This window comes from Streptomyces sp. NPDC052301 (assembly GCF_044593395.1).
GTDB lineage: Bacteria > Actinomycetota > Actinomycetes > Streptomycetales > Streptomycetaceae > Streptomyces.
Genome location: NZ_JBIUBE010000009.1, coordinates 203771 through 226718 on the forward strand (window position 1 = coordinate 203771; position 22948 = coordinate 226718).

The 22948-nt window shown below is 70.7% G+C and carries 24 protein-coding genes; 10 read left to right on the forward strand and 14 right to left on the reverse strand.

What is annotated here, in order from left to right; all coding sequences use genetic code 11:
• Window positions 1-312 precede the first annotated feature (312 nt).
• Entirely contained in the window at window positions 313-1137 is an 825-nt protein-coding gene (locus tag ACIHEJ_RS25980) for a DMT family transporter (protein WP_400139160.1), read from the reverse strand.
• Window positions 1138-1256: 119 nt separating this feature from the next.
• Here ACIHEJ_RS25980 and ACIHEJ_RS25985 point away from each other — a divergent pair, with 119 nt between their 5' ends.
• Together ACIHEJ_RS25985 and ACIHEJ_RS25990 are read left to right on the forward strand one after the other, a co-directional pair.
• The gene (locus ACIHEJ_RS25985) at window positions 1257-1601 is read left to right on the forward strand and encodes a hypothetical protein (protein ID WP_400139031.1); all 345 of its coding nucleotides are present in this window, start codon (window positions 1257-1259) and stop codon (window positions 1599-1601) included.
• Between the two features lie 22 nt (window positions 1602-1623).
• Window positions 1624-2808 (forward strand): glutathionylspermidine synthase family protein, encoded by a 1185-nt coding sequence (locus ACIHEJ_RS25990; protein WP_400139032.1) that lies wholly within the window; start codon window positions 1624-1626, stop codon window positions 2806-2808.
• Here ACIHEJ_RS25990 and ACIHEJ_RS25995 read toward each other — a convergent pair.
• Window positions 2765-3406 carry a TetR/AcrR family transcriptional regulator gene (locus ACIHEJ_RS25995; protein WP_400139033.1) on the reverse strand — a complete coding sequence of 214 codons (642 nt, stop codon included), beginning with the start codon at window positions 3404-3406 and terminating at the stop codon, window positions 2765-2767. The genes ACIHEJ_RS25990 and ACIHEJ_RS25995 overlap by 44 nt on opposite strands.
• A 50-nt stretch (window positions 3407-3456) precedes the next feature.
• On the opposite strand from ACIHEJ_RS25995, the gene ACIHEJ_RS26000 reads away from it, so the two are divergent.
• Entirely contained in the window at window positions 3457-3954 is a 498-nt protein-coding gene (locus ACIHEJ_RS26000; protein WP_400139034.1) for a nuclear transport factor 2 family protein, read from the forward strand.
• 291 nt (window positions 3955-4245) lie between these two features.
• Here the strand turns inward: ACIHEJ_RS26000 and rocD are convergent, their stop codons facing one another.
• On the reverse strand, window positions 4246-5454 hold the full coding sequence (gene rocD, locus ACIHEJ_RS26005; protein WP_400139035.1) for an ornithine--oxo-acid transaminase: 1209 nt from the start codon (window positions 5452-5454) through the stop codon (window positions 4246-4248).
• 225 nt (window positions 5455-5679) lie between these two features.
• On the opposite strand from rocD, the gene ACIHEJ_RS26010 reads away from it, so the two are divergent.
• From ACIHEJ_RS26010 to ACIHEJ_RS26020, 3 genes are all read left to right on the forward strand, one after another.
• A complete protein-coding gene (locus tag ACIHEJ_RS26010; RefSeq protein ID WP_400139036.1) occupies window positions 5680-7134 on the forward strand; it encodes a glycine hydroxymethyltransferase in 1455 nt (484 codons plus the stop codon).
• A gap of 315 nt (window positions 7135-7449) precedes the next feature.
• Window positions 7450-8463 carry a tryptophan--tRNA ligase gene (gene trpS, locus ACIHEJ_RS26015; RefSeq protein WP_400139037.1) on the forward strand — a complete coding sequence of 338 codons (1014 nt, stop codon included), beginning with the start codon at window positions 7450-7452 and terminating at the stop codon, window positions 8461-8463.
• Between the two features lie 136 nt (window positions 8464-8599).
• Complete coding sequence (locus tag ACIHEJ_RS26020; protein WP_400139038.1) at window positions 8600-9184, forward strand: 2'-5' RNA ligase family protein; 585 nt, start codon at window positions 8600-8602, stop codon at window positions 9182-9184.
• A 100-nt stretch (window positions 9185-9284) separates the two neighbouring features.
• Here ACIHEJ_RS26020 and ACIHEJ_RS26025 read toward each other — a convergent pair whose 3' ends face one another.
• Window positions 9285-10040 carry an SDR family NAD(P)-dependent oxidoreductase gene (locus ACIHEJ_RS26025; RefSeq protein ID WP_400139039.1) on the reverse strand — a complete coding sequence of 252 codons (756 nt, stop codon included), beginning with the start codon at window positions 10038-10040 and terminating at the stop codon, window positions 9285-9287.
• Window positions 10041-10125: 85 nt separating this feature from the next.
• On the opposite strand from ACIHEJ_RS26025, the gene ACIHEJ_RS26030 reads away from it, so the two are divergent.
• A complete protein-coding gene (locus ACIHEJ_RS26030; RefSeq protein ID WP_400139040.1) occupies window positions 10126-11046 on the forward strand; it encodes a YihY/virulence factor BrkB family protein in 921 nt (306 codons plus the stop codon).
• Here ACIHEJ_RS26030 and ACIHEJ_RS26035 read toward each other — a convergent pair.
• Window positions 10994-12247, reverse strand: coding sequence for a D-alanyl-D-alanine carboxypeptidase family protein (locus ACIHEJ_RS26035; protein WP_400139041.1), 1254 nt, complete (start codon window positions 12245-12247; stop codon window positions 10994-10996). The two genes, ACIHEJ_RS26030 and ACIHEJ_RS26035, sit on opposite strands and share 53 nt — an antisense overlap.
• A 91-nt stretch (window positions 12248-12338) precedes the next feature.
• On the opposite strand from ACIHEJ_RS26035, the gene ACIHEJ_RS26040 reads away from it, so the two are divergent.
• Together ACIHEJ_RS26040 and ACIHEJ_RS26045 are read left to right on the forward strand one after the other, a co-directional pair.
• Entirely contained in the window at window positions 12339-12578 is a 240-nt protein-coding gene (locus ACIHEJ_RS26040) for an SCO4848 family membrane protein (protein ID WP_366014912.1), read from the forward strand.
• A 306-nt stretch (window positions 12579-12884) separates the two neighbouring features.
• Window positions 12885-14429 (forward strand): ABC transporter substrate-binding protein, encoded by a 1545-nt coding sequence (locus tag ACIHEJ_RS26045; protein WP_400139042.1) that lies wholly within the window; start codon window positions 12885-12887, stop codon window positions 14427-14429.
• Here the strand turns inward: ACIHEJ_RS26045 and ACIHEJ_RS26050 are convergent, their stop codons facing one another.
• The 9 genes from ACIHEJ_RS26050 to ACIHEJ_RS26090 form a co-directional block, all read right to left on the reverse strand.
• Window positions 14430-15182, reverse strand: a complete 753-nt coding sequence (locus ACIHEJ_RS26050) for a TetR/AcrR family transcriptional regulator (RefSeq protein ID WP_400139043.1) — start codon at window positions 15180-15182, stop codon at window positions 14430-14432.
• 11 nt (window positions 15183-15193) lie between these two features.
• Window positions 15194-15715: a thiol-disulfide oxidoreductase DCC family protein gene (locus ACIHEJ_RS26055; protein WP_400139161.1), complete on the reverse strand. Its 522-nt coding sequence runs from the start codon at window positions 15713-15715 to the stop codon at window positions 15194-15196.
• Between the two features lie 41 nt (window positions 15716-15756).
• Window positions 15757-16164, reverse strand: coding sequence for a hypothetical protein (locus tag ACIHEJ_RS26060; RefSeq protein ID WP_400139044.1), 408 nt, complete (start codon window positions 16162-16164; stop codon window positions 15757-15759).
• Window positions 16165-16247: 83 nt separating this feature from the next.
• Entirely contained in the window at window positions 16248-16658 is a 411-nt protein-coding gene (locus ACIHEJ_RS26065) for a VOC family protein (RefSeq protein WP_400139045.1), read from the reverse strand.
• A gap of 202 nt (window positions 16659-16860) precedes the next feature.
• Window positions 16861-17640 (reverse strand): succinate dehydrogenase iron-sulfur subunit, encoded by a 780-nt coding sequence (locus ACIHEJ_RS26070; protein WP_400139046.1) that lies wholly within the window; start codon window positions 17638-17640, stop codon window positions 16861-16863.
• The gene (gene sdhA, locus ACIHEJ_RS26075; RefSeq protein ID WP_400139047.1) at window positions 17640-19394 is read right to left on the reverse strand and encodes a succinate dehydrogenase flavoprotein subunit; all 1755 of its coding nucleotides are present in this window, start codon (window positions 19392-19394) and stop codon (window positions 17640-17642) included. The genes ACIHEJ_RS26070 and sdhA overlap by 1 nt, the downstream gene beginning before the upstream one ends.
• A gap of 19 nt (window positions 19395-19413) precedes the next feature.
• The gene (locus ACIHEJ_RS26080; protein WP_400139048.1) at window positions 19414-19896 is read right to left on the reverse strand and encodes a succinate dehydrogenase hydrophobic membrane anchor subunit; all 483 of its coding nucleotides are present in this window, start codon (window positions 19894-19896) and stop codon (window positions 19414-19416) included.
• Between the two features lie 5 nt (window positions 19897-19901).
• Window positions 19902-20282, reverse strand: a complete 381-nt coding sequence (sdhC, locus tag ACIHEJ_RS26085; protein WP_400139049.1) for a succinate dehydrogenase, cytochrome b556 subunit — start codon at window positions 20280-20282, stop codon at window positions 19902-19904.
• A 191-nt stretch (window positions 20283-20473) separates the two neighbouring features.
• On the reverse strand, window positions 20474-21028 hold the full coding sequence (locus ACIHEJ_RS26090) for a 2-oxo-4-hydroxy-4-carboxy-5-ureidoimidazoline decarboxylase (protein ID WP_400139162.1): 555 nt from the start codon (window positions 21026-21028) through the stop codon (window positions 20474-20476).
• Window positions 21029-21201: 173 nt separating this feature from the next.
• Between ACIHEJ_RS26090 and ACIHEJ_RS26095 the strand changes: the two genes are divergently transcribed.
• Window positions 21202-22821 (forward strand): glycoside hydrolase family 20 protein, encoded by a 1620-nt coding sequence (locus ACIHEJ_RS26095; protein ID WP_400139050.1) that lies wholly within the window; start codon window positions 21202-21204, stop codon window positions 22819-22821.
• Window positions 22822-22948 lie beyond the last annotated feature (127 nt).

Sequence of the window (22948 nt, forward strand, 5' to 3'; positions counted from 1 at the left end):
GTATGCGCACGGTCCCGACGTGGTCGGGCCGTTGGTGAGTCGCATGCGCAGTGGCGGGCGCCCTGGCTGCGGGGCGGCTCGGCGGTGTGCGGCTTCCGGCCGTTTCGGCCGGCTTTACGGGGCTGCGGAACCCGGATCCTGCGAACCGCGGGGACCGTCGCCGAGTTGACCGGCAGCTTCCGGGTCCTCGGACTGCTCGGCAGGGAATTCGACGGATCGGCCGAGGTGGCATCGATCAGGCATCCCGACTCCTTCGCCCGTCCCGAGCGAACCGGAGTGGCATCGCCGCGGCGGCGGAGCCGGTCGGCGGCCTCAGCTGTCTTCGGCCACCGGTGCCTCCCCGAAGCGGGCCAGCGCCAGGGCACCCACCACCGCCACCGCGAACCCCAGCACCGCCAGCCAGGCCAGCCCCTCCCGGGTACGGTCCCCCAGCCAGACCACTCCCACCGCCGCCGGTCCGATCGTCTCGCCGATCACCATCCCGGCGGTGGCCGTCGTCACCGAGCCCCGCTGGAGGGCCGAGGTGAGCAGCATGAACGCGGCGCCGCCGCCGATCAGCAGCGCGTAGGCCGCCGGGTTGGCGAACAGGTCCGCCGGCGCCAGGCCGTCGATCAGCCGGACCGACACCTCCACCACCCCGAATCCGAGCCCGGCCCCGAGTCCCAGCACCAGCGCCCGCGCCGGCCCCGACAGCCGCCCGGCCGCGAAGGCGAGCAGCAGGATCCCGACCGCCACGGCGAGCATCACCCACCGCAACGAGTCCGAGCCGCCCTCCTCGCCCTCCGGCCCGGATGCCAGCCCCAGCATCGCGAGACCGGCGCACACCACCGCCACCGCGGTCCACTCCGTGCCGCTCAGCCGCACCCGCAGCAGGCGTGCCGCCACCACCGCCGTCACCGCCAGACTCGCCGCCAGCGCGGCACTCACCGCGTAGATCGGCAGCGACCGCAGCGCCACGATCTGGAACAGGAAACCGAGCCCGTCCAGCGCCAGCCCGGCCATGTACCGCCACTGCCTGAGCGCCCGGAGCAGCAGTGCCGCCTCGCCCCCACCACCCGTACCGGCCGCCCGCGCGGCCATCGCCTGCAACACCGTCGCGGTGCCGAAGCAGACCGCCGCCCCCAGGGCGCACACCATTCCAAAGAACACGAAAGCGACTCTAGGGGAACGGGAGTTCGTGGGCCCCCTTGCGCGGGTACTCACACCGATCTCTAGGCTGACCGCCGAACACCGCATCCGACGGGGGAGACACCACCATGGCACAGGTACGACGACAACTTCGCTCGGGCACGGTCGTCCTGGGCGGCATGGGCCTGCTGGCCGCCGCCCTCACCGCCTGCTCCTCCGACCCGGACAAGCGCTGCGTCGACCGCGACAGCTACAACCACGCCAAGGGCTACAAGGTCGTCTCGGACAAGAACTGCAAGTCCACCAAGGCGTCCGTCGACGGCAGCTGGTACTACGGCGGCAAGAAGAAGGGCTCGTGGGTGGACGGCGGCTCCTTCACCAAGCCCCGCAAGGGCTCCGGCGGTTCCTCCGGCGGCAGCGGCGGAGTCCACCGCGGCGGCTTCGGCGGCGGCCACGGCAGCTCCGGCGGCTGACGGAACGCGCCGGACACCCCACATGGAACGCCGCACCACAACTCCCCGGCCCGACTGGCAGCGGACCGTCGAGGAACAGGGACTCATCTACCCGCTCACCCGCCACCCCGACGGCTCGCTGCGCCCCTACTGGGACGAGAGCGCCTACTACGTCTTCTCCCTGGACGAGGTCGAGGCGCTGGAGGAGACCGTCGAGGAACTGCACCGCATGTGCCTCGCCGCCGCCGGGCACCTCGTCGCCGAGGGCCGCCTCGCCGACCTCGGCATCACCGACCCGCGGGTGGCCGCCGCGGTCACCGAGGCCTGGCACCGCCGCGCCGAACTCCCCTCGGTCTACGGCCGTTTCGACCTCCGTTACGACGGCACCGGTCCGGCCAAGCTGCTGGAGTACAACGCCGACACCCCGACCTCGCTGGTGGAGGCCGCCTCCCCGCAGTGGTTCTGGATGGAGGACCGCTTCCCCGGTGCCGACCAGTGGAACTCCCTGCACGAACGCCTGGTCGAGGCCTGGCGGGTACAGGCCGCGCTGCTCCCTCCCGGCAGTCCGCTGCACTTCGCGCACTCCTCCGTCGACGAACTCGGCGAGGACCTGATGACGGTCGCCTATCTGAAGGAGACCGCCGAGCAGGCCGGGCTGGACACCGACTGGCTCTCCATGGAGGAGATCGGCTGGGACACCCTCTCCGGCCGCTTCGTCGACAACCAGCTCCGCTTCATCCGCGGCATCTTCAAGCTGTACCCCTGGGAGTGGCTCACCACCGACGCCTTCGGCGGACACGTCCTGGACACCCTGGACAACGGCGGCGGCACCGGCAGCACCCTGTGGATCGAGCCCGCCTGGAAGATGCTGCTCAGCAACAAGGCGCTGCTGGCGATCCTCTGGGAGCTGTATCCCGGCCACCCCAGCCTGCTCCCCGCCTACCTCGACGGCCCCCGGGAACTGGCCTCCGGCCCGGGCTACGTCGCCAAGCCCCTGCTGGGCCGCGAGGGCGAGGGCGTCACCGTGCACCGGCCGGGAGCGCCCGCCGTGCCCCGGGACGAGCCCTGCTGCTACCAGCAGCTCGCCCCGCTGCCCGCCTTCGACGGCAACCACGTCGTCCTCGGTGCCTGGGTGGTGCGGGACGAGGCCGCCGGCCTCGGCATCCGTGAGTCCTCGGGCCTGATCACCGACGAGTACGCCCGCTTCCTGCCCCACGTGATCCTCTGACCTCTGGGGTGTCGTCGCCGTCCGGGTGCCGCGGCCGGCCGCCGAGCAGCGCCGCGACGGCCGCGCGTGCCTGCCGGGCGGGAGCAGGGTCGCCGCTGATGCCGGCGGTGACGATGGCCCCCTCGGCGAGCAGGAACACCGGCTCGGCCACCGGCGCCCCGGTGGCCCGCACCCACGCCGTGAGCTGGTCGCGGAACGCCTGCTTGTGGGACCGGACCTCGGCCAGGACCGGCTCGGACGACGAGCCGAGTTCACCGTGGGCGTTGATCCAGGCGCAGCCGCGGAAGCCGGGCTCCGCGAACCACTCGGCGAGCCAGTCGAAGACCGCGAGCACCCGCTCGCGGGGGTCCGGTATGGGGTCCACGCGGGCGGCGAGGCTCGCCCGCCAGCGCCGGTCGCGCCGTTCGAGCACGGCGACCACGAGGTCTTCCTTCGTCGCGAAGAGGCGGTAGATCCGCTTCAGCGGCAGCCCGGACGCCGCGCGCACCTGGTCCATCCCGACGGCCTGGATGCCGCGCGCGTAGAACAGCGCCTCCGCCGCGTCCAGCAGCGCCTCGCGGTCCAGGCGGTTCTGTTCCTCGGTGATCGGGGCCGGCATCCGGGTCTCCTTGACGATGAGAACGATCGTTCTCTACCTTAGCCCCAGTGATGGAGAACGCTCGTTCTCAACCTGAGGAGGCCAGAGTGCCCGAAGACCGCCCGCCCTACCCGCCGTTCACCGAGGAGACCGCCCGCCAGAAGGTCCAGGCGGCCGAGGACGCCTGGAACACCCGCGATCCCCACCGTGTGGCGCTCGCCTACACCCCGGACTCCACCTGGCGGAACCGGGACCGGTTCCTCCAGGGCCGCGAGGAGATCGTCGCCTTCCTGACCGAGAAGTGGCAGCGTGAGCAGGACTACGCGCTGCGCAAGAGCCTCTGGGACTTCCACGGCAACCGCATCGCCGTCCGCTTCCAGTACGAGTGCCACGACCGCGACGGCCAGTGGTGGCGCTCCTACGGCAACGAACTCTGGGAGTTCGACGAGCACGGCCTGATGCGACGCCGTGAGGCGAGCATCAACGACGTCCCCATCACCCCGGCCGACCGCCGCATCTTCGGCCCGCGCCCCACCGACCAGCACGGCACCGACATCCCCCTCCGGTGACGCCCGCCGCCCGCCGGCGGGACCCGGCGCCCGGGAACGGACGAGGGGCACGGGACGCCCGCCGGGCCGGAGCGGACGACGGGCGAGGTGGAAGCGGACCCGCGCGTCCGACGGGCGGTGCGGCCGACGGGCCGGGGGCCGGCGGGCAGCTGGGCGAGGAGGAGCGGCCGGCCGACGCCGCGGAGCGGGCGATGGCGCCGGGTCGTCGGCGGGGCGGAGCGGCGAGGGGCTGGAGGGCGGCTCACGTAGCAGGTCGGCGACCGGCGGGAGACGGCTCACCCGCCGGGGCGGCTAAGCATCCGCCAGCACCGCCCGCAGTTGCTCCAGCCCCCAGTCCAGATCCTCCTCGCCGATCACCAACGGGGGAGCGACCCGGACGGTGTGGCCATGGGTGTCCTTCACCAGCACCCCCCGGTCCATCAGCCGCTCCGACACCTCCCTGCCCGTACCGACCGTGCGGGCCACATCCACCCCCGCCCACAGCCCACGCCCCCGCACCGCCGTCACCGCGCCCGTGCCGAGCAGAGCCTCCAGCGCACGAAGCATCCGCTCACCCAGCTGTGCCGCCCGCTCCTGGAACTCGCCCGTCCGCAGCATCGCGATCACCTCCAGCGCCACCGCACAGGCCAGCGGATTCCCGCCGAACGTCGACCCGTGCTCACCCGGCCGGAACACCCCGAGCACCTCCGCGCTCGACACCACCGCCGACACCGGCAGGATCCCGCCACCCAGCGCCTTCCCCAGCACATACACGTCCGGCACCACCCCCTCGTGCTCACACGCGAAGGTCCGCCCCGTCCGCCCGAGCCCCGACTGGATCTCATCGGCCACGAACAGGACGTTCCGCTCGCGGGTCAGCTCCCGCACCCCCGCCAGATAACCCGGCGGAGGCACGATCACCCCGGACTCGCCCTGGATCGGCTCCAGCAGCACCGCGACCGTGTTCTCCGTCAACGCCGCCCGCATCGCGGTCAGATCCCCGTACGGCACGATCTCGAACCCCGGCGTGTACGGGCCGAAGTCCGCCCGCGTCTCCGGATCCGTCGAGAAGCTGATCACGGTCGTCGTCCGCCCGTGGAAGTTGCCGCCCGCGACGACGATCTTCGCCATCTCCGCCGGCACCCCCTTCACCCGGTACCCCCACTTCCGGGCCGTCTTCACCGCGCTCTCCACCGCCTCCACCCCGGTGTTCACCGGCAGCACCATCTCCATGCCGCACAGCTCGGCCAGCTCCGTGCAGAACGCGGCGAACCGGTCGTGGTGAAAGGCCCGGGACGTCAGCGTCACCCGCTCCAGCTGCGCCCGCGCCGCCGCCACCAGCCGCCGGTTGCCGTGCCCGAAGTTCAGCGCCGAATACCCGGCCAGCAGATCCAGATAGCGGCGCCCCTCCACATCCGTCATCCACGCCCCCTCGGCCGTGGCCACGACCACGGGCAGCGGACGATAGGTCGGCGCACAGTGCGCGTCGGCGGCGGCAATGAGGTCCTCAGCAGTGGTCACGGCCTCTCCCGGAAGCGAAGCGGACTCGACGGTGACCTCCTTCCTACTCTCGCTCGCATGGTGGACGCGGGATCTGCCGCGCCCGGCGCGCCCGGTAGGCTGACGAGCGGGCCGTGACTGGCGCGCAGGGATGGGACGGACCATCAGGGAGCGGCCCGAGCGGGAAAGAGTGCCGTGCGCCTGGGCCGAACCGAGCACGCCGTACGCCACGTCCGGAGGTCCCCGATGCCTGAGAATTCCGCCCACCTTTCCACGGAGTCCACCGCCTTCCGTGCCGCCCTCGACGTCATCCGCGCCGTCGAGCCGCGCGTCGCCGACGCCATCGGCCAGGAGGTCACCGACCAGCGCAAGATGCTCAAGCTGATCGCCTCCGAGAACTACGCCTCCCCGGCCACCCTGCTGGCCATGGGCAACTGGTTCAGCGACAAGTACGCCGAGGGCACCGTCGGCCGCCGCTTCTACGCCGGCTGCCGCAACGTCGACACGGTGGAGTCCCTGGCCGCCGAGCACGCCCGCGAGCTCTTCGGTGCCCGCCACGCCTACGTCCAGCCGCACTCCGGCATCGACGCCAACCTCGTCGCCTTCTGGGCCGTCCTCGCCGACCGCGTCGAGGTCCCCTTCCTGGAGAAGACCGGCGCCCGCCAGGTCAACGACCTCTCCGAGGCCGACTGGGCCGAGCTGCGCCAGGCCTTCGGCAACCAGCGCATGCTCGGCATGTCCCTGGACGCCGGCGGCCACCTCACCCACGGCTTCCGCCCGAACATCTCCGGCAAGATGTTCGACCAGCGCTCCTACGGCACCGACCCCGCCACCGGCCTCATCGACTACGAGGCCCTGCGCGCCCAGGCCCGCGAGTTCAAGCCGCTGATCATCGTCGCCGGCTACTCCGCGTACCCCCGTCTGGTGAACTTCCGGATCATGCGCGAGATCGCCGACGAGGTCGGCGCGACCCTCATGGTCGACATGGCCCACTTCGCGGGTCTCGTCGCCGGCAAGGTCCTCACCGGCGACTTCGACCCGGTCCCGCACGCCCAGATCGTCACCACGACCACCCACAAGTCGCTGCGCGGCCCGCGCGGCGGCATGGTCCTGTGCGACGACTCCCTCAAGGACCAGGTCGACCGCGGATGCCCGATGGTCCTCGGCGGCCCCCTCCCGCACGTCATGGCCGCCAAGGCCGTCGCCCTGGCCGAGGCCCGGCAGCCCGCCTTCCAGGACTACGCCCAGCGCATCGTCGACAACTCCCGCGCCCTCGCCGAGGGCCTCATGCGCCGCGGCGCCACCCTGGTCACCGGCGGCACCGACAACCATCTCAACCTGATCGATGTCGCCACCTCCTACGGCCTCACCGGCCGTCAGGCCGAGGCCGCCCTGCTGGACTCCGGCATCGTCACCAACCGCAACGCCATCCCGGCCGACCCCAACGGCGCCTGGTACACCTCCGGCATCCGGATCGGCACCCCCGCCCTGACCACCCGCGGCCTGGGCACCGCAGAGATGGACGAGGTCGCCGGCCTCATCGACCGCGTCCTCACCACCACCGAGTCCGGCACCACCAAGTCCGGCGCCCCCTCCAAGGCGGCCCACGTCCTCGACCCGAAGATCGCCGACGAGATCTCCCACCGGGCGACCGACCTCGTGGCCGGCTTCCCGCTCTACCCGGAGGTCGACCTCGGCTGACCCTCCCCGACGGGGCTCAGAGACCGATCAGCTCCTGACGAGGCTCCTCCCGCGGCGGCCCGGCACTGCGCCGAGCCGCCGCGCGGCGTATCAGCCCCCCGCCCGGCCCGAGCCGCCGAGGTTCCCACCTCCCGCACACCTCATGGAGATTGGCAGTACCGTTCCACCCTCCCCGCCGAGAAATTCGCAGGAGCGCGGCACGGAGGCGTGGACCAGTGGAACAGATCTGCCATTCACCCGACGCTGGACGAATCGGGTCCCAGCTGTTTCCGACCAGTTCCGGGTCGGCCCCCCGGCTCTGAGAGAATGGTGAACATGGCCAACGACCGACCCCGTGTGCTCTCCGGAATCCAGCCCACCGCAGGCTCGTTCCACCTCGGCAACTACCTCGGCGCCGTCCGTCAGTGGGTGGCTCTGCAGGAGACCCACGATGCGTTCTACATGGTCGTCGACCTGCACGCGATCACGGTCCCGCAGGACCCGAAGGAGCTGCGCGCCAACAGTCGCCTCGCCGCCGCCCAGCTGCTCGCCGCCGGTCTGGACCCGGACCGCTGCACCCTCTTCGTGCAGAGCCATGTCCCCGAGCACGCCCAGCTGGCGTGGGTCATGAACTGCCTCACCGGCTTCGGCGAGGCGAGCCGGATGACCCAGTTCAAGGACAAGGCCGCCAAGCAGGGCGCCGACCGGGCCTCCGTCGGCCTCTTCACGTACCCGGTCCTCCAGGTCGCGGACATCCTCCTGTACCAGGCCCACGAGGTGCCGGTCGGCGAGGACCAGCGCCAGCACATCGAGCTGACCCGTGACCTCGCCGAGCGGTTCAACGCGCGCTTCGGCGACACCTTCCGGATCCCGTCGCCGTACATCCTCAAGGAGACGGCGAAGATCTACGACCTGCAGGACCCGTCGATCAAGATGAGCAAGTCGGCGTCCACGCCGAAGGGCCTGATCAACCTGCTCGACGAGCCGAAGACCACGGCCAAGAAGGTCAAGAGCGCCGTCACCGACACCGACACCGTGATCCGCTACGACGTGGCGAGCAAGCCGGGCGTGTCGAACCTGCTGACCATCTACTCCACGCTGACCGGCAGGTCGGTCGAGGAGCTGGAGCAGGACTACGAGGGCAAGATGTACGGCGCCCTCAAGACGGACCTCGCCGAGGTCATGGTCGAGTTCGTGACGCCGTTCCGGGAGCGCACGCAGCAGTACCTGGACGACTCCGAGACGCTCGACAACATCCTCGCCAAGGGCGCGGAGAAGGCGCGCGCCGTCGCCGCTCAGACGCTCGCGCTGGCGTACGAGCGGGTCGGCTTCCTCCCCGCGAAGCACTGAGGCGTACGACCGCACACACGTCCACGGGGCGGAGCGCTGCACATCACTTCCGCTGCGCCTGCCCACAGGACAGCCGTGGCCGTACAGTCGATAGCGGACGACTGAGAACACAACAGACGCGACGACAGGAGACGACGTGGGGACCGTAACGATCGGCGTGTCGATCGCGGTCCCGGAGCCTCACGGCAGCCTGCTCCAGGAGCGGCGCGCGGGCTTCGGCGACGCCGCGGCTCACGGCATCCCCACGCACGTCACCCTGCTGCCGCCGACCGAGGTGGCGGAGTCCGAGCTGCCGGCCGTGGAGGCGCACCTCAGCCGGGTCGCCGGGGCGGGCCGGCCGTTCCCGATGCGGCTGTCCGGCACGGACACCTTCCGCCCCCTGTCACCGGTGGTCTACGTCCGCGTCGTACAGGGCGCCGAGGAGTGCACCAGGCTGCAGCAGCGGCTCCGGGACGCCTCCGGGCCGGTCGCGCGTGAGCTGCAGTTCCCGTACCACCCGCATGTCACGGTGGCCCACGGCATCGACGACGCGGCGATGGACCGCGCCTTCGAGGAGCTGGCCTGCTTCGACGCCCAGTGGTCGTGCACCGGCTTCGCCCTCTACGAGCAGGGCGCGGACGGGGTGTGGCGCAAGCTGCGGGAGTACACGTTCGGGGGCTCGGTGGTGCCCCCGCAGGCGGCCCACGCGGACGTCGAACGCGGGACGATCGCAAGCCGCTGACACGACCCGGCTGCTCCGGTGTCGGCTGCTCCCGCGACCCCCCGATGCACCGGCTGCCCCTCGCCGTTGCGGCTCCCCACCCCTCACACGGATCCCACCCTCACATCCCCAGCCTCCGGAACAACCCCCGAGGCAGATGCCGCAGTGCCGTCGTCAGCAGTCGGAGCGGGCCGGGGACCCAGACCGTTTCCGCCCGGCGGCGCAGGCCCAGTTCGATGGCTGTGGCGACCGCCTCGGGGGTGGTGGTGGGGCCGGACGGCTCGCGGCCGGCCGTCGCCGTCGTGCGGACGAAGCCGGGCCGTACGACCATGACGTGGACGCCGGTGCCGTGCAGGGCATCGCCGAGGCCCTGGGCGAAGGTGTCGAGGCCGGCCTTGCTGGAGCCGTAGATGAAGTCGGCGCGGCGGGCGCGTTCGGCGGCGGTGGCGGAGAGGACGACCAGCGAGCCGTGGCCCTGGTTCTGCAGGGCGCCGGCGGCGACCAGCCCGGCGGAGACGGCCCCGGTGTAGTTGGTCTGGGCGACGTGGACGGCGCGGAGCGGGTCGCGCTCGTCGTGGGCCTGGTCCCCGAGGACGCCGAAGGCGAGCAGCACCATGTCGATGGCGCCCTCGGTGAAGACCTTGCCGAGGACGGTCTCGTGGGACGCCGGGTCGAGGGCGTCGAAGGCGACGGTGCGGGTGTCGGCCCCGAGGGAGCGCAGGTGGTCGGCGGCCCGGTCCAGCGCGGGGGAGGGGCGGCCCGCGAGCCACACGGTGCGGGTGCGGCGGGCGATCAGCCGGCGAGCGGTGGCCAGCGCGATCTCGGACGTGCCGCCGAGGACGAGCAGGGACCGGGGGAGTTCGGTGGCATCCTTCATGACAGCTGACCGTATCGCCCGGATATGGGCGTCAGGGCGAAGAAACGCGGTGTTGACGCCGTCCCGGAGCGGGCAGGGACCGATCATGGACTGGCTGAAGAGACTGCCCGGCATCGGCCCGATCGTCACCCGGCTGATGACGACCCACGCGTGGCGGTGCTACGAGCGGCTGGACAGGGTGAAGTGGACTCGGCTGGCCGCCGCGATGACGTTCGTCAGCTTCATCGCGCTCTTCCCGCTGCTCACCGTGGCCGCCGCGATCAGCGCCGCCACGCTCGGCGCGGACCGGCAGAAGGCCGTCGAGCTGAAGATCGCCGAGCAGTTCCCGGGTGTGGTCTCCGACCAGCTGGACCTCACCTCGCTCGTCGACAACGCCGGCACCGTCGGCGTCATCGCGGGCGCCGTGCTGCTGTTCACGGGCATCGGCTGGGTCGGGCAGGTGCGGGACTGTCTGCGCGCGGTGTGGGAGCTGCCGGACCAGCAGCAGAACCCGGTGCTGGCCAAGGCGAAGGACGCCGGCATCCTGCTCGGCCTCGGCGGTGCCCTGCTGGTCACGCTCGCCGCGTCCACGCTCGCCTCGGCCGCCGTCGGCGTGGTCTCGGACCGGCTCGGACTGGCCGAGCACGGCTGGGGCAGCGCGCTCCTGCGGCTCGCGGCGTTCTCGGTCGCCGTGCTGGCCGACTTCCTGGTCCTGCTCTACGTCCTGACCCTGCTGCCCGGGGTGGAGCCGCCGCGCCGCCGGCTGCTGGTGGCCGCGCTGCTCGGCGCGATCGGCTTCGAACTGCTGAAGCTGTTGCTCAGCGGCTACATCCAGGGGGTCGCGGCGAAGAGCATGTACGGCGCTTTCGGCGTCCCCGTGGCCCTGCTGCTGTGGATCAACTTCACCACGAAACTGGTCCTGTTCTGCGCCTCCTGGACGGCGACGCAGAGCAAAGAGGTCGAGCTCGCGGACGTCAGGGACGTGTCCGACGGCGCATCAGGTCCGGCAGCGGCCACCGGCGGTTGACGAGGAACACCCCGCCCCCGAGCAGCACCAGCAGCCCGCCCGCGATGGCCAGGGCGGTGCCGATTCCGCGGCTGCCGGAGCCGGTCGTGGCGCTCGCCATCGGCTTGGAGCCGGACCCGCCGGTCCCGGAAGAGGCCTGCCCCGAGGAGGCCGTTCCGGGGGACGCGCCGGCGCTCGGCCGCGCGGTGGACGACGCGGCGCTCTTCGGCGGCACCAGCTCGCCCACCGGCGTCACCTTGCCGGCCGCCTGGAAGCCCCAGTCGAACAGCTTCGCGGTCTCCTTGTAGACCTCGTTGTGCTCGTGCTTCTGCGGGTTCATCACCGTGACGAGCAGCACCTTGCCGCCCCGCTCGGCGACACCGGTGAAGGTGGCGCCCGCCTGGGTGGTGTTGCCGTTCTTCACGCCGGCGATGCCCTGGTAGACGGGGACGTCGGTGTCCCCGCTCAGCAGCCGGTTGGTGTTCCGGATCTCGGTGGAGCCGAACTTGGCGCTCACGGTGGAGCAGTAGTCGCGGAAGTCCTTCTTCTGCAGCCCGGAGCGGGCGAACAGCGTCAGGTCGTACGCCGAGGACAGCTGTCCCGGCGCGTCGTAGCCGTCGGGGGAGACCACCTCGGTGTCCAGGGCCTGCAGTTCGTCGGCGTGGTCCTGCATGTCCTCGACGGTCCGGTCGACACCCTCGTTCATCGCGGCCAGGACGTGCACGGCGTCGTTCCCGGAGCGCAGGAAGACCCCGAGCCACAGGTCGTGGACGGTGTAGCTGTGCCCCGCCTTTATCCCGACCACGCTGGAGCCGGTGCCCATGCCCGCGAGGTCGGTCGGCGCCACCTTGTGCTCCATGGTCTTGGGGAACCTGGGCAGCAGGGTGTCGGCGAACAGCATCTTCAGCGTGCTCGCCGGGGGCAGCCGCCAGTGCGCGTTGTGTGCCGCGAGCACCTGGCCCGACTCGGCGTCGGAGACGATCCAGGACAGCGCGGTGAGGTCCTTGGGCAGCACGGGCACGCCCGGGGCGAGGTTGACCTGGGTGCCGGCCCGGCCGAGCCGGGCGCCGCCCACGGACGACATCTTCGCCGGGGGTGTGGCCGTCGGGCTGGTGGAGGGCGTGGGGGCGGCGAGGGCGGCGGGCGCGGCGGCGGAGAGGGACAGCAGGGTGGCGGAGGTGACCAGCAGGGCTCGCCGGGCGGTCTTCTTGGGAGCGGGCACGGTCGGAAACGTACCGGGAGCGGACCGTGAAGTCCCGTGACCCACCCCACCCCCGGCGCGGGACCGGGCGGCCGACGGCGATACTGGTCCCATGAAGCTCAGCCGCCCGGTCTCCTGGTTCCTGCTCGCTTTCGGAGTGTGGTCCTGGGTCATCTGGGTCACTTTCGTCAAGAACTTGATCAAGGACGGCAGCGGGCTCGCCTTCGACGACGGTCACCCGACCGCGTACTTCTGGGTGCACCTGCTGCTGGCGGTCGTCTCCTTCGTATTGGGGACGGTCATCGGGGTCATCGGGTTGCGCGGCCTGCGCGCACTGCGCCGAACGTCATAGCCACTGCGCCCCCTCCGCCCCCCACGCCGTAGCCCCACACCCGAGGGCCGGCGAACCGTCGCCACGCGCGCGTGGAGGGGGTACGCACGTGTGCCCGGAACCGCACCCACGCCTGTGAAGAGCCTGTGAAATCCGGGGGAGACGACGCCTCGGTAAGTTCTTGCACAACTGGTCAGAAAGCCCTTCCCTCCGGTGAAACAGGTGTGATTAGGTGAGCCGCGCCACTTAGGGGAGTGGCGAGATCGTGCGGGCCAGGGGTAGGGCATCGAGGGGCCTGGGGAGGGCACCACCATGCGATCTGTTCGCATGCGCATTCTCGTGACGCTGCTGGTGCTGGCGGTCGTGGGAATCGGCGGCTGGCAACTGTTGCCGTCGCAGGGGGACAAGAACAAGACGATCACGGTCGGTACGACGGACGCCGTCACGGACCTCGACCCGGCGGGTGCCTACGACGCCGGTTCCTGGGCCCTGTTCAGCAACGTCTTCCAGTCGCTGCTGACGTTCGAGCCGGACGGGGTCGAACCGGTCCCGGACGCGGCGAAGAGCTGTGCGTTCCAGGGCAGCGGGCTGCGCACGTACCGGTGCACGCTGCGGTCCGGGATCACCTTCCCGAGCGGGCGCACGATGACGGCCGAGGACGTGAAGTACTCCTTCGACCGCGTCAGGAAGATCAACTCCGATGTCGGCCCGGCGTCCCTGTTCTCCACGCTCGCCTCGGTGACGGCGGACGACGCGACCACGGTCACCTTCCACCTGTCGTCCGCGGACGCCACCTTCCCGCTGAAGGTCGCCACGGGCGCCGGGTCCATCGTGGACAAGGACAAGTACCCGGCCGACGCCCTGCGCACCGGGTCAGAGGTCGACGGCACCGGGCCGTACGGCCTGAGTTCGTACACCAAGGACCAGAAGGCCGATCTCACGCCGAACGGGCACTACAAGGGCTATCTCGGCGGCACCGGCCGGCCGGTCGAGCTGCGCTATTACACCGACTCCGCGAAGCTGGACAGCGCCTGGAAGGCGAAGCAGGTCGACGTGGCCACGCGTACGCTGCCGCCGCACATGCTCTCCCAGCTGAACCCGAGCGACCCCGGGCAGCGCGTCACCGAGTCCGACAGCGCCGAGACCCGCAACCTGTACCTCAACACGCGCGCCGGCTCCCCGCTGCACGATGTGCGGGTGCGCCGGGCGATGGCCTGGCTGGTCAACCGCGAGGAGCTGGCGGCGAGGGTCTACGAGGGCACGGTCGACCCGCTGTACTCGCTGATCCCGACCGGTATCACCGGCCACACCACGTCGTTCTTCGACACCTACCCGGAGCAGAGCGTCGCGAAGGCGCGCGCGCTGCTGACCCAGGCGGGGGTGACCCTGCCGGTGCGGTTCACCTTCGGCTACGGCATCGGCCGGGGTGCGGGCGCGGAGGAGGCCGCGGCGCTGAAGAAGCAGCTGGAGGCGGGCGGCCTGTTCCAGGTGGACGTCAAGGGATACGAGTGGACCGACTTCCAGAAGCGCTGGGCCGCCGGGAAGATGGACGCGTGGGCGGTCGGCTGGGTGGCCGACTATCCGGACCCGGACACCTTCGGGGCCGCGCTCGTCGGCAGCGACTCCACCATGAGCACCGGGTACAGCAACAAGCTGGTCGACCATCTCATCCTGGACAGCCAGCAGTTCCCCGACCGCAGCCGGGCCGCGAACGACTTCAAGGGCATCCAGGCGGACGTCGCCCAGGACGTCCCGCTGATCCCGCTGTGGCAGCGCAAGGAGTACGTGGTCAGCATCGAGGACGTGGGCGGCGGCCAGTACCTGACGGACGGCACGGGCGTCTTCCGCCTGTGGCGCCTGCAGTGGATCTGATCAGCCGCTGTTCTCGCCCCGGCCCTTGGTCGCCGGGTTCGGCAGCGCCTTGGTCATGCCCGGCAGGAAGTCCGTGAACAGTTCGTGGATCTCCAGGACCAGGGGGCGCAGGACACGGAAGCGGGCCAGGGCCACGCCTCGCGCGGTGAGACGTGCCCCGCGCTTGGCGAGGCGATAGCTGCGCTCACGGCCCTCCGTGCGGTCGAACACCCAGTACAGGACCAGGCCCATCTGCGAGAGCCACATCAACTCCGGCAGGATGTCGCGCAGTTCGGGGGCGACCTTGGACTTGGAACCGGCCAGGACCTCGCGGTGCACGCTGATCGCCTGCTCGCGCGCGTGCTCGCTCTCCGGGGAGAAGGGGCTGAGCGGGCTGTCGGGGTCGGCGGCGTTCTTGAAGAACTGGACGGCGAACTCGTGGTACGGCCGGGCGATGTCCAGCCATGTGGTGAGCACGCCCGCGAGCCGGGCCTCCAGGTCGGTCTCCCGGTCCAGGATCTCCCGGACCGCCGCCTGGTGCTCGGCGGCGATCCGGTCGTAGAAGCCCTGGATCAGGTGTTCCTTGCCCTCGAAGTAGTAGTAGGCGTTGCCGACGGAGACCCCGGCCTCCTTGGCGATGGCCCGCATGGTCGTCTTGTCGTACCCGCGCTCCTGGAACAACCGCATGGCGGTCTCCAGGATCAGCGCGCGGGTCTGCTCGGACTTGCTGCTCTGGGGGGCGGCCGGCTCGGGGCCGTCGTTGTTCGCGGGCACGGTAGAAGAGCCTAACGAGTGGCGCAGCCGCCGTCGGCGCAGGAGGGCGGTGCGTAGGTCCAGCCCGTCTGCGGGTGGTACGCCCACCCGCCGCCCCTGTTGATGTCCTGCCGTCGGTAGGTGTGCTGTCCGCCCCACGTCTGCTGCGCGCCGCGCCACTTCGCCGCCGCCAGCACCGCGCCGCGGGCCAGCTTGGCGCCGGCCGGGGTGCTCAGCCGGTGGGCGAGGGGGCGGTGCTCGCGCAGGGCCCACAGGACGACGATCCAGGCGCGCGAACCCTGGTAGACCTGCCCGGAGTCGCCGACGACGGTGACCTCGTCGAGGGTGGCGTCGTGATCGAGCCCGGGGAAGCGGGCGTGTGCCTGGGCCGAGGCCGCCGGGACCAGCTCCAGGGGCACCAGCTTCGGCTGGCGCGCCAGCCAGGTGCGCAGGTGGGTGCAGAGGCCGCACTCGGCGTCGTAGAGGACGGTCAGCCCGCGGACCGGGACGACCCCCGTGACGCCCCGGTCCTTCGCGGTGGTCCTGCCGGCCACGATCGCCTCACCGGGCGCGGTGGCCTCGCCGGTCACGGTGGTCACGCCCCCACCGTCGGCGCGATCCACCCCTGCGGGGCGACCGGGGGCACCTGCTCCCGCTCCATGATCCCCCGTCGGCGGATCCGGTTGAGCACATAGACGTTGCCCAGGTGCATCGCGCCGAGCACCAGCAGGACCACGCCCAGCTTGGTCGACAGGGCCTCGAAGATGCCGCGGGTGTCCTCGATCGTCTCGTCGCCGCTCAGGTACAGCGCCACGAAGCCGAGGTTGACCAGGTAGAAGCCCACGACCAGGAGGTGGTTGACGGCGTCCGCGAGCTTCTCGTTGCCGTGCAGCACGTCGGCCAGGAAGATCCGGCCGTTGCGGCTGAGCGTGCGGGCCACCCAGACGGTCAGCCCGATGCTGACGACCAGGTAGACGACGTAGGCGATGACGGTGCGGTCCATGCCCCACCCCTTCTTGAACGCGTTCAAAACGCTGACACGGATGACTGTAGACCCATTTTTGAACGTGTTCAAGTCAAGGGGGTTCAGCTCCTGCGGCCGAGCTCCGGGCGCTTGCTGTAGTCCGTGAACCCCAGGACGTTCCCCCACGGGTCGGCGATCTCCACGGCCCACCCCGTGGCCACCTGGAACACCTCGTCCAGGGGCGGGATGCCTGCCGCGGCCAGCTCCCGCGCCGCCACCCGTGCGTCCGGCACCTCCAGCCAGACGCGCGGCGAGGGCCACGGAGGGGTCCGGTGCCGCAGCTCCTCCTCCAGGTGCAGCAGGATCCCGGGCGTCTCGCCGCCGACCTTCAGCAGCGCGATCCCGCCCTCGTCGAACCGGAATCCGACGCTGAACCCGGCCCGCTCGTAGAAGCCGACGGCCTCGCCCAGGTCGCCGACCGGGAGCAGCACATTGTCGAAACCGAGCAGTTCGTACGACTCTTCGTCTGACATGTCGTCAGATTAGGAGTCAGTCCCTCCGTATGCGAGGAGCCCCACCGGAGCGGACTTCGGCGGGTCGCCGGCGGTGAGGGGCGGCAGGCCGCGGGGTGAGTCGTACCTCCCCCCGCGCCGGGACGTCGTGGCACGGCGAAGGCCCCGCCCCCCGGTGCGAGACCGGGGGGCGGGGCCCAAGTCGCCGTAGGCGGACGGCGGATCAGTAGCGTCGCGTGATCAGCGCGCGCTTGACCTCCTGGATCGCCTTCGTGACCTCGATACCGCGCGGGCAGGCGTCCGTGCAGTTGAAGGTCGTGCGGCAACGCCACACGCCGTCGCGGTCGTTGAGGATCTCCAGCCGCTGCTCGCCCGCCTCGTCGCGCGAGTCGAAGATGAAGCGGTGGGCGTTCACGATCGCGGCCGGACCGAAGTACTGGCCGTCGTTCCAGAACACCGGGCAGGAGGAGGTGCAGGCCGCGCAGAGGATGCACTTCGTCGTGTCGTCGAAGCGCTCGCGGTCCTCGGCGGACTGCAGCCGCTCACGCGTCGGCTCGTTCGTCTCCTTGGTGATCAGGAACGGCATGACGTCCCGGTACGCCTGGAAGAACGGCTCCATGTCCACGACCAGGTCCTTCAGGACCGTCAGGCCCTTGATGGGCTCGATCGTGATCGGCTTCTCGGGGTTGATGTCCTTGATCAGCGTCTTGCAGGCGAGGCGGTTCTTGCCGTTGATCCGCATCGCGTCCGAGCCGCAGATGCCGTGCGCGCACGACCGGCGGAAGGTGAGGGTGCCGTCGACGTCCCACTTGATCTTGTGGAGACCGTCGAGGACACGCTCCTTCGGGTCGATCTCCAGCTGGAAGTCTTCCCAGGCAGCCTCCGCCGAGACCTCCGGGTTGAACCGGCGGACCCGGAAGGTGACCGTGATGTAGGGGGAGTCGGCGAAGCCGGGCTCGGGCTGGCCGGCCGCGTCCGCCTTGTCCAGAACAGGGGTAGCCATCAGTACTTACGCTCCATCGGCTGGTAGCGGGTCTGGACGACCGGCTTGTAGTCGAGACGGACGGTTTCCGAGCCGTCGGCGCCGACCTCGCGGTACGCCATGGTGTGCCGCATGAAGTTGACGTCGTCGCGGTTCGGGTAGTCCTCGCGGTAGTGACCGCCGCGGGACTCCTTGCGGGCCAGGGCCGAGACGGCCATGACCTCGGCCAGGTCGAGCAGGTTGCCCAGCTCGATCGCCTCGAGGAGGTCCGTGTTGAACCGCTTGCCCTTGTCCTGGATCGCCACGTTGTTGTAGCGCTCGCGCAGCTCGGCGATCTTCTCGACGGCCGTCTTGATCGTCTGCTCGGTGCGGAACACCATGACGTTGGCGTCCATGGTCTCCTGCAGCTCGCGCCGCAGGGTCGCCACCCGCTCGTTGCCGGTGGAGTTGCGCAGCCGCTCGATCTGCTCGACGACCAGGGACGCCGGGTTCTCCGGCAGCTCGACGAAGTCGGCCTTCGCGGAGTACTCGGCGGCGGCGATGCCCGCGCGGCGGCCGAACACGTTGATGTCCAGCAGCGAGTTGGTGCCGAGGCGGTTGGCGCCGTGCACGGAGACACAGGCGACCTCGCCGGCCGCGTACAGACCCGGGACGACGGTGGTGTTGTCCGCCAGGACCTCACCCTCGACGTTCGTCGGGATGCCGCCCATCGCGTAGTGCGCGGTCGGCTGGATCGGGATCGGGTCCGTGTACGGCTCGATGCCGAGGTAGGTCCGCGCGAACTCGGTGATGTCCGGGAGCTTGGCGTCCAGCTGCTCCGGCGGGAGGTGCGTCAGGTCCAGGTAGACGTGGTCGCCCTCGGGACCGCAGCCGCGGCCCTCGCGGATCTCCGTGTAGATGGAGCGGGACACGACGTCACGGGACGCCAGGTCCTTCATGACGGGAGCGTACTTCTCCATGAAGCGCTCGCCGTCCTTGTTGCGCAGGATGCCGCCCTCACCACGCGCACCCTCGGTGAGCAGGATGCCCATGCGCCAGATGCCGGTCGGGTGGAACTGGAAGAACTCCATGTCCTCCAGCGGCAGGCCCCGGCGGTAGACGGCGGCCTGGCCGTCACCGGTGAGGGTGTGCGCGTTGGAGGTCACCTTGAAGAACTTGCCGCAGCCGCCGGAGGCGTAGATGACGGCCTTCGCCTGGAAGATGTGGATCTCGCCCGTCGCCAGCTCGTAGGCGACGACACCGGCCGACTTCTTGACGCCGTCGACCTCGGTGATCAGCTGGTCCAGGACGTAGAACTCGTTGAAGAACTCCACGCCTTCCTTGACGCAGTTCTGGTACAGCGTCTGGAGGATCATGTGGCCGGTGCGGTCCGCGGCGTAGCAGGACCGGCGGACCGGGGCCTCGCCGTGGTTGCGGCTGTGACCGCCGAAGCGGCGCTGGTCGATGGTGCCGTCCGGGGTCCGGTTGAACGGCAGACCCATCTTCTCCAGGTCGAGGACGGCGTCGATGGCCTCCTTCGCCAGGATCTCGGCGGCGTCCTGGTCGACCAGGTAGTCACCGCCCTTGACCGTGTCGAAGGTGTGCCACTCCCAGTTGTCCTCCTCCACGTTGGCCAGCGCGGCGGCCATGCCGCCCTGCGCGGCGCCCGTGTGGGAGCGGGTGGGGTAGAGCTTGGTCAGCACCGCGGTGCGGCTGCGCTTCGTCGACTCGATGGCCGCGCGCATGCCCGCGCCACCGGCGCCGACGATGACGGTGTCGTACTTGTGGATCTTCATGATTCTCGCAGCCCCGTGCCTAGCGGATGTTCGGGTCGAAGGTGAAGATCACCAGCGTGCCCAGCAGGATGGTCCACACCGTGGCGGTGTACAGCAGGGCCTTCAGCCACATGCGGGACGCAGGCCGCTCGGCGTAGTCGTTGATGACCGTGCGCAGGCCGTTGGCGCCGTGCAGCATCGCGAGCCACAGCATCAGCAGGTCCCAGACCTGCCACCAGGGGGAGGCCCAGCGGCCCGCCACGAAGGCGAAGCCGACCTTGGACACACCGCCGTCCAGCACGAGCTGGATCAGCAGGTGGCCGATGACCAGGACGACCAGCACGATGCCGGACAGGCGCATGAACAGCCAGGCCGCCAGCTCGAAGTTGCCCCGGGTCGACTTCGGGGACTTCTTGGTGCGCTTGCGCGGCGCCTCGATCAGCGGGGCCGGGTTGTCGACGCCGTAGACGGGGGCGCCCTCGACGGGGCCGACTCCGGACGCGGTGGTTTCAGTCGTGGACATCGGCGTCAGCTCCCAAAGAGAACACGGGCGGCGTGGCCGAGGACCGGGTAGATCGCCCCGAGCATCAGCACGATCCAGACGCCCATCACGGCCCAGAACATCTGCTTCTGGTAGCGCGGGCCCTTCGACCAGAAGTCGACGGCGATGACGCGGAGACCGTTGAGCGCGTGGAAGAGGATGGCGGCGACGAGGCCGTACTCCAGCAGCGCGACGATCGGCGTCTTGTACGTGGCTACGACCTTGTCGTAGTCCTCGGGGGAGACACGCACGAGAGCGGTGTCCAGCACGTGAACGAACAGGAAGAAGAAAATGAGGACGCCGGTGACTCGGTGAGCCACCCAGGACCACATTCCTTCCCGGCCGCGGTACAGCGTTCCAGCCGGCACGGAAGAACCCTCCGGGAGCGGGGACTAGGGCCGCGCCGGCTTCACTGTCGGTCGGGCCCGGCCGGGTACGGTCCACCGGCCCCCAGCATCGTAGCCATGCGCTGCGCTGTGCTTTACGGGGGGCCTACCTTGTGTGATCAAAGTGGCACCGGATGGGGTAGCGGGGGCGGCATCCGGGGTGCGGTTTCCCGCTATTTGCCGGGTGCGGGCGCGTTCGGGCTGGTCGCGCCCGGCGGCGGAGCCGCTGGTGAATGCAGCCCCGCACCTCTGAGGCAGGCGCCCAGCCTGCTTCGTGCGAGGCGCCGGAGCTGCTCCGCCGCCATCACCCGTTCCTCTTCGGGATCGTTCGCCAATCGTGATCGGATCGCCTCGAGGATGCGGTCGATGGCCTCGTCCGGCGGGACATCACCCAGATAGATGACGAATACGTGTCCGAATCGCGCCTCGTAGGCCGCGTGCGCCGCGCTCAGTGCCATGTGGGCCGCCGAGTAGGCGCCCTCCGGCAGGGCGGGGAGGGATTCGCCCGCCAGTGCCTCCGACAGATCGGCCGGCGACAGGTCGTACGCCGCCTCGTCCGCCGCTGCCAGGAGTGCGTCCAGGTCCGGGTAGGGGCGGTGGTCGGCGAGGCGGCGGGCCCAGCGCAGGCTGTGCAGGCAGTCCAGGAGGAGGGCGCGGGCCTCGTCGGCGGGCGCCCCGTTGAAGGCGTCGAGGGGCCTCGGGAGATACGGGAGAGGGTGGGCGGGCAGCGTGGGTCCTCGCGTCGCGTGTGGCGTGGCAGGGGATGCTGTGAAATGTGTGTCGTCAGGTTATCGAGAGTGGTCACTGTGTGTCCGTGTGATGCATGAAAATTCACCCGGATGGGAGAGTTTCGGGACACGTGGGTGACCGATGAGGGCCGGATCGGTCGTACGTTGGCACAGTGAGCCAGCACAGGCGCCGGGGCTCGGCGCAGCAGGTGATACGGAAACGCGCGGTGGTGGCCGCGGCGGTCGTCGGGACCGTCGCGCTCGGCACGGGCGTCGCCGTGTGGGCCTCCTCGGGCGGCGGGGGTGACGCGACGAGCCAGGGTGCCGCCGACACCGGTGGACCGGGCACGCCGTCGCCGAGCCGGTCGTATCCGCTCTCGCAGGCGCCGCGCACGATTCCCGCGGTGCGCTCCCACACCCCGGCGCGCGGACCCGGCTGGCAGCCGCACAAGGGCGAGCGGGTGGTCGTGGGCGATGCCGGGCTGGCCGACGAGGGGCGGCTGATCGCCGGGGAGCTGGGGCTGACGTACGCGGGGCAGAAGGACGACGTACGGGCGGGGGACGTCCGGCTCGCGCTGGGGGACGGGGGCGGGAACCAGGAGTCGTACTCGATGACCGTGCACGACGGCCGGGTGGACATAAGCGGGCCCGGTGAGGCGGGGGTCTTCTACGGCACCCGGACCCTGAAGCAGGCGGTCCACGGCGGCGGTACGGCCCCGGAGGGGGTCGTGCGGGACCAGCCGGCCAAGCCGGTGCGCGGGTTCACGGTGGACATCGCGCGCAAGCCGTTCGGCGAGACCTGGATCGAGGACCGGATCCGCGAGCTGGGGGACCTGAAGTACAACGAGCTGGGGCTGCACTTCTCCGACGACCAGGCCTTCCGGATCGAGTCCACCACCCACCCGGAGATCGTCTCCGAGGACCATCTGACCAAGGCCCAGGTCAAGAAGATCGTGGACCTGGCGAACAGCCGGCACATCACCGTCGTCCCCGAGATCGACTCGCCGGGACACCTGGGAGCGGTCCTCGCGGCCCACCCCGACCTGCAGCTGCGCAACGCGAGCGGGGTGGCGACCAAGGGTGCGATCGACATCTCCAAGCCCGCCTCGGCCAAGCTCGTCGACGACCTGCTGAACGAGTACGCGGGGCTGTTCACCGGGGACCAGTGGCACCTCGGCGGGGACGAGTACCAGGCGCTGACCGTGAAGGACCCGCAGGCCTCCTATCCGCAGCTGGCCGCCGCCGCCCGCCGGAAGTACGGCGCCGGCGGCACCGTCGCCGACCTCACCACCGGCTGGACGAACGACCGCGCCGCCACCGTCCGCGCCCACGGCAGAACCGTCCGCGCCTGGAACGACGGCTTCTACAAGGACACCTCCGTCCAGCCGGACAAGGACCTCCAGGTCGCCTACTGGACCGGCAAGGAGATCGGCGCCCGGCGGCCGGAGGAGTACCTGGGCGCGGGCCGGAAGGTCATCAACTACAACGACGAGTTCCTCTACTACGTCCTCGGGCAGCCGCAGACCTTCGTCTATCCGACCGGGCAGCGGATCTACGAGCAGTGGAACCCGCGCGTGCTGCGCGGCACGGCCGCCGTGCCCGCGCGCTACGACGGGCAGATCCTCGGGGGGTCGTTCGCGGTGTGGGGCGACTTCCCCGACGCGCAGACGGAGGCGCAGGTCGCGGCCGGGATCAGGATGCCGCTCAGGGCCACCGCGCAGAAGCTGTGGGACCCGGGTACGCCCGCGCTGTCCTGGGCGGACTTCAAGGGGCTGGCGGACCGGCTGGGCTGAGTCGCTCCGGCCGATCGCCGGGTGATCGATTCGAGTGGACGTGCGACGGCGCGGGAACGTATGTTCCCTTGTCCGCGCGTCAGGCCAGGGGAGGGCCGCGCGCCTGCCGTCAGCGTCCTTCTCGGGG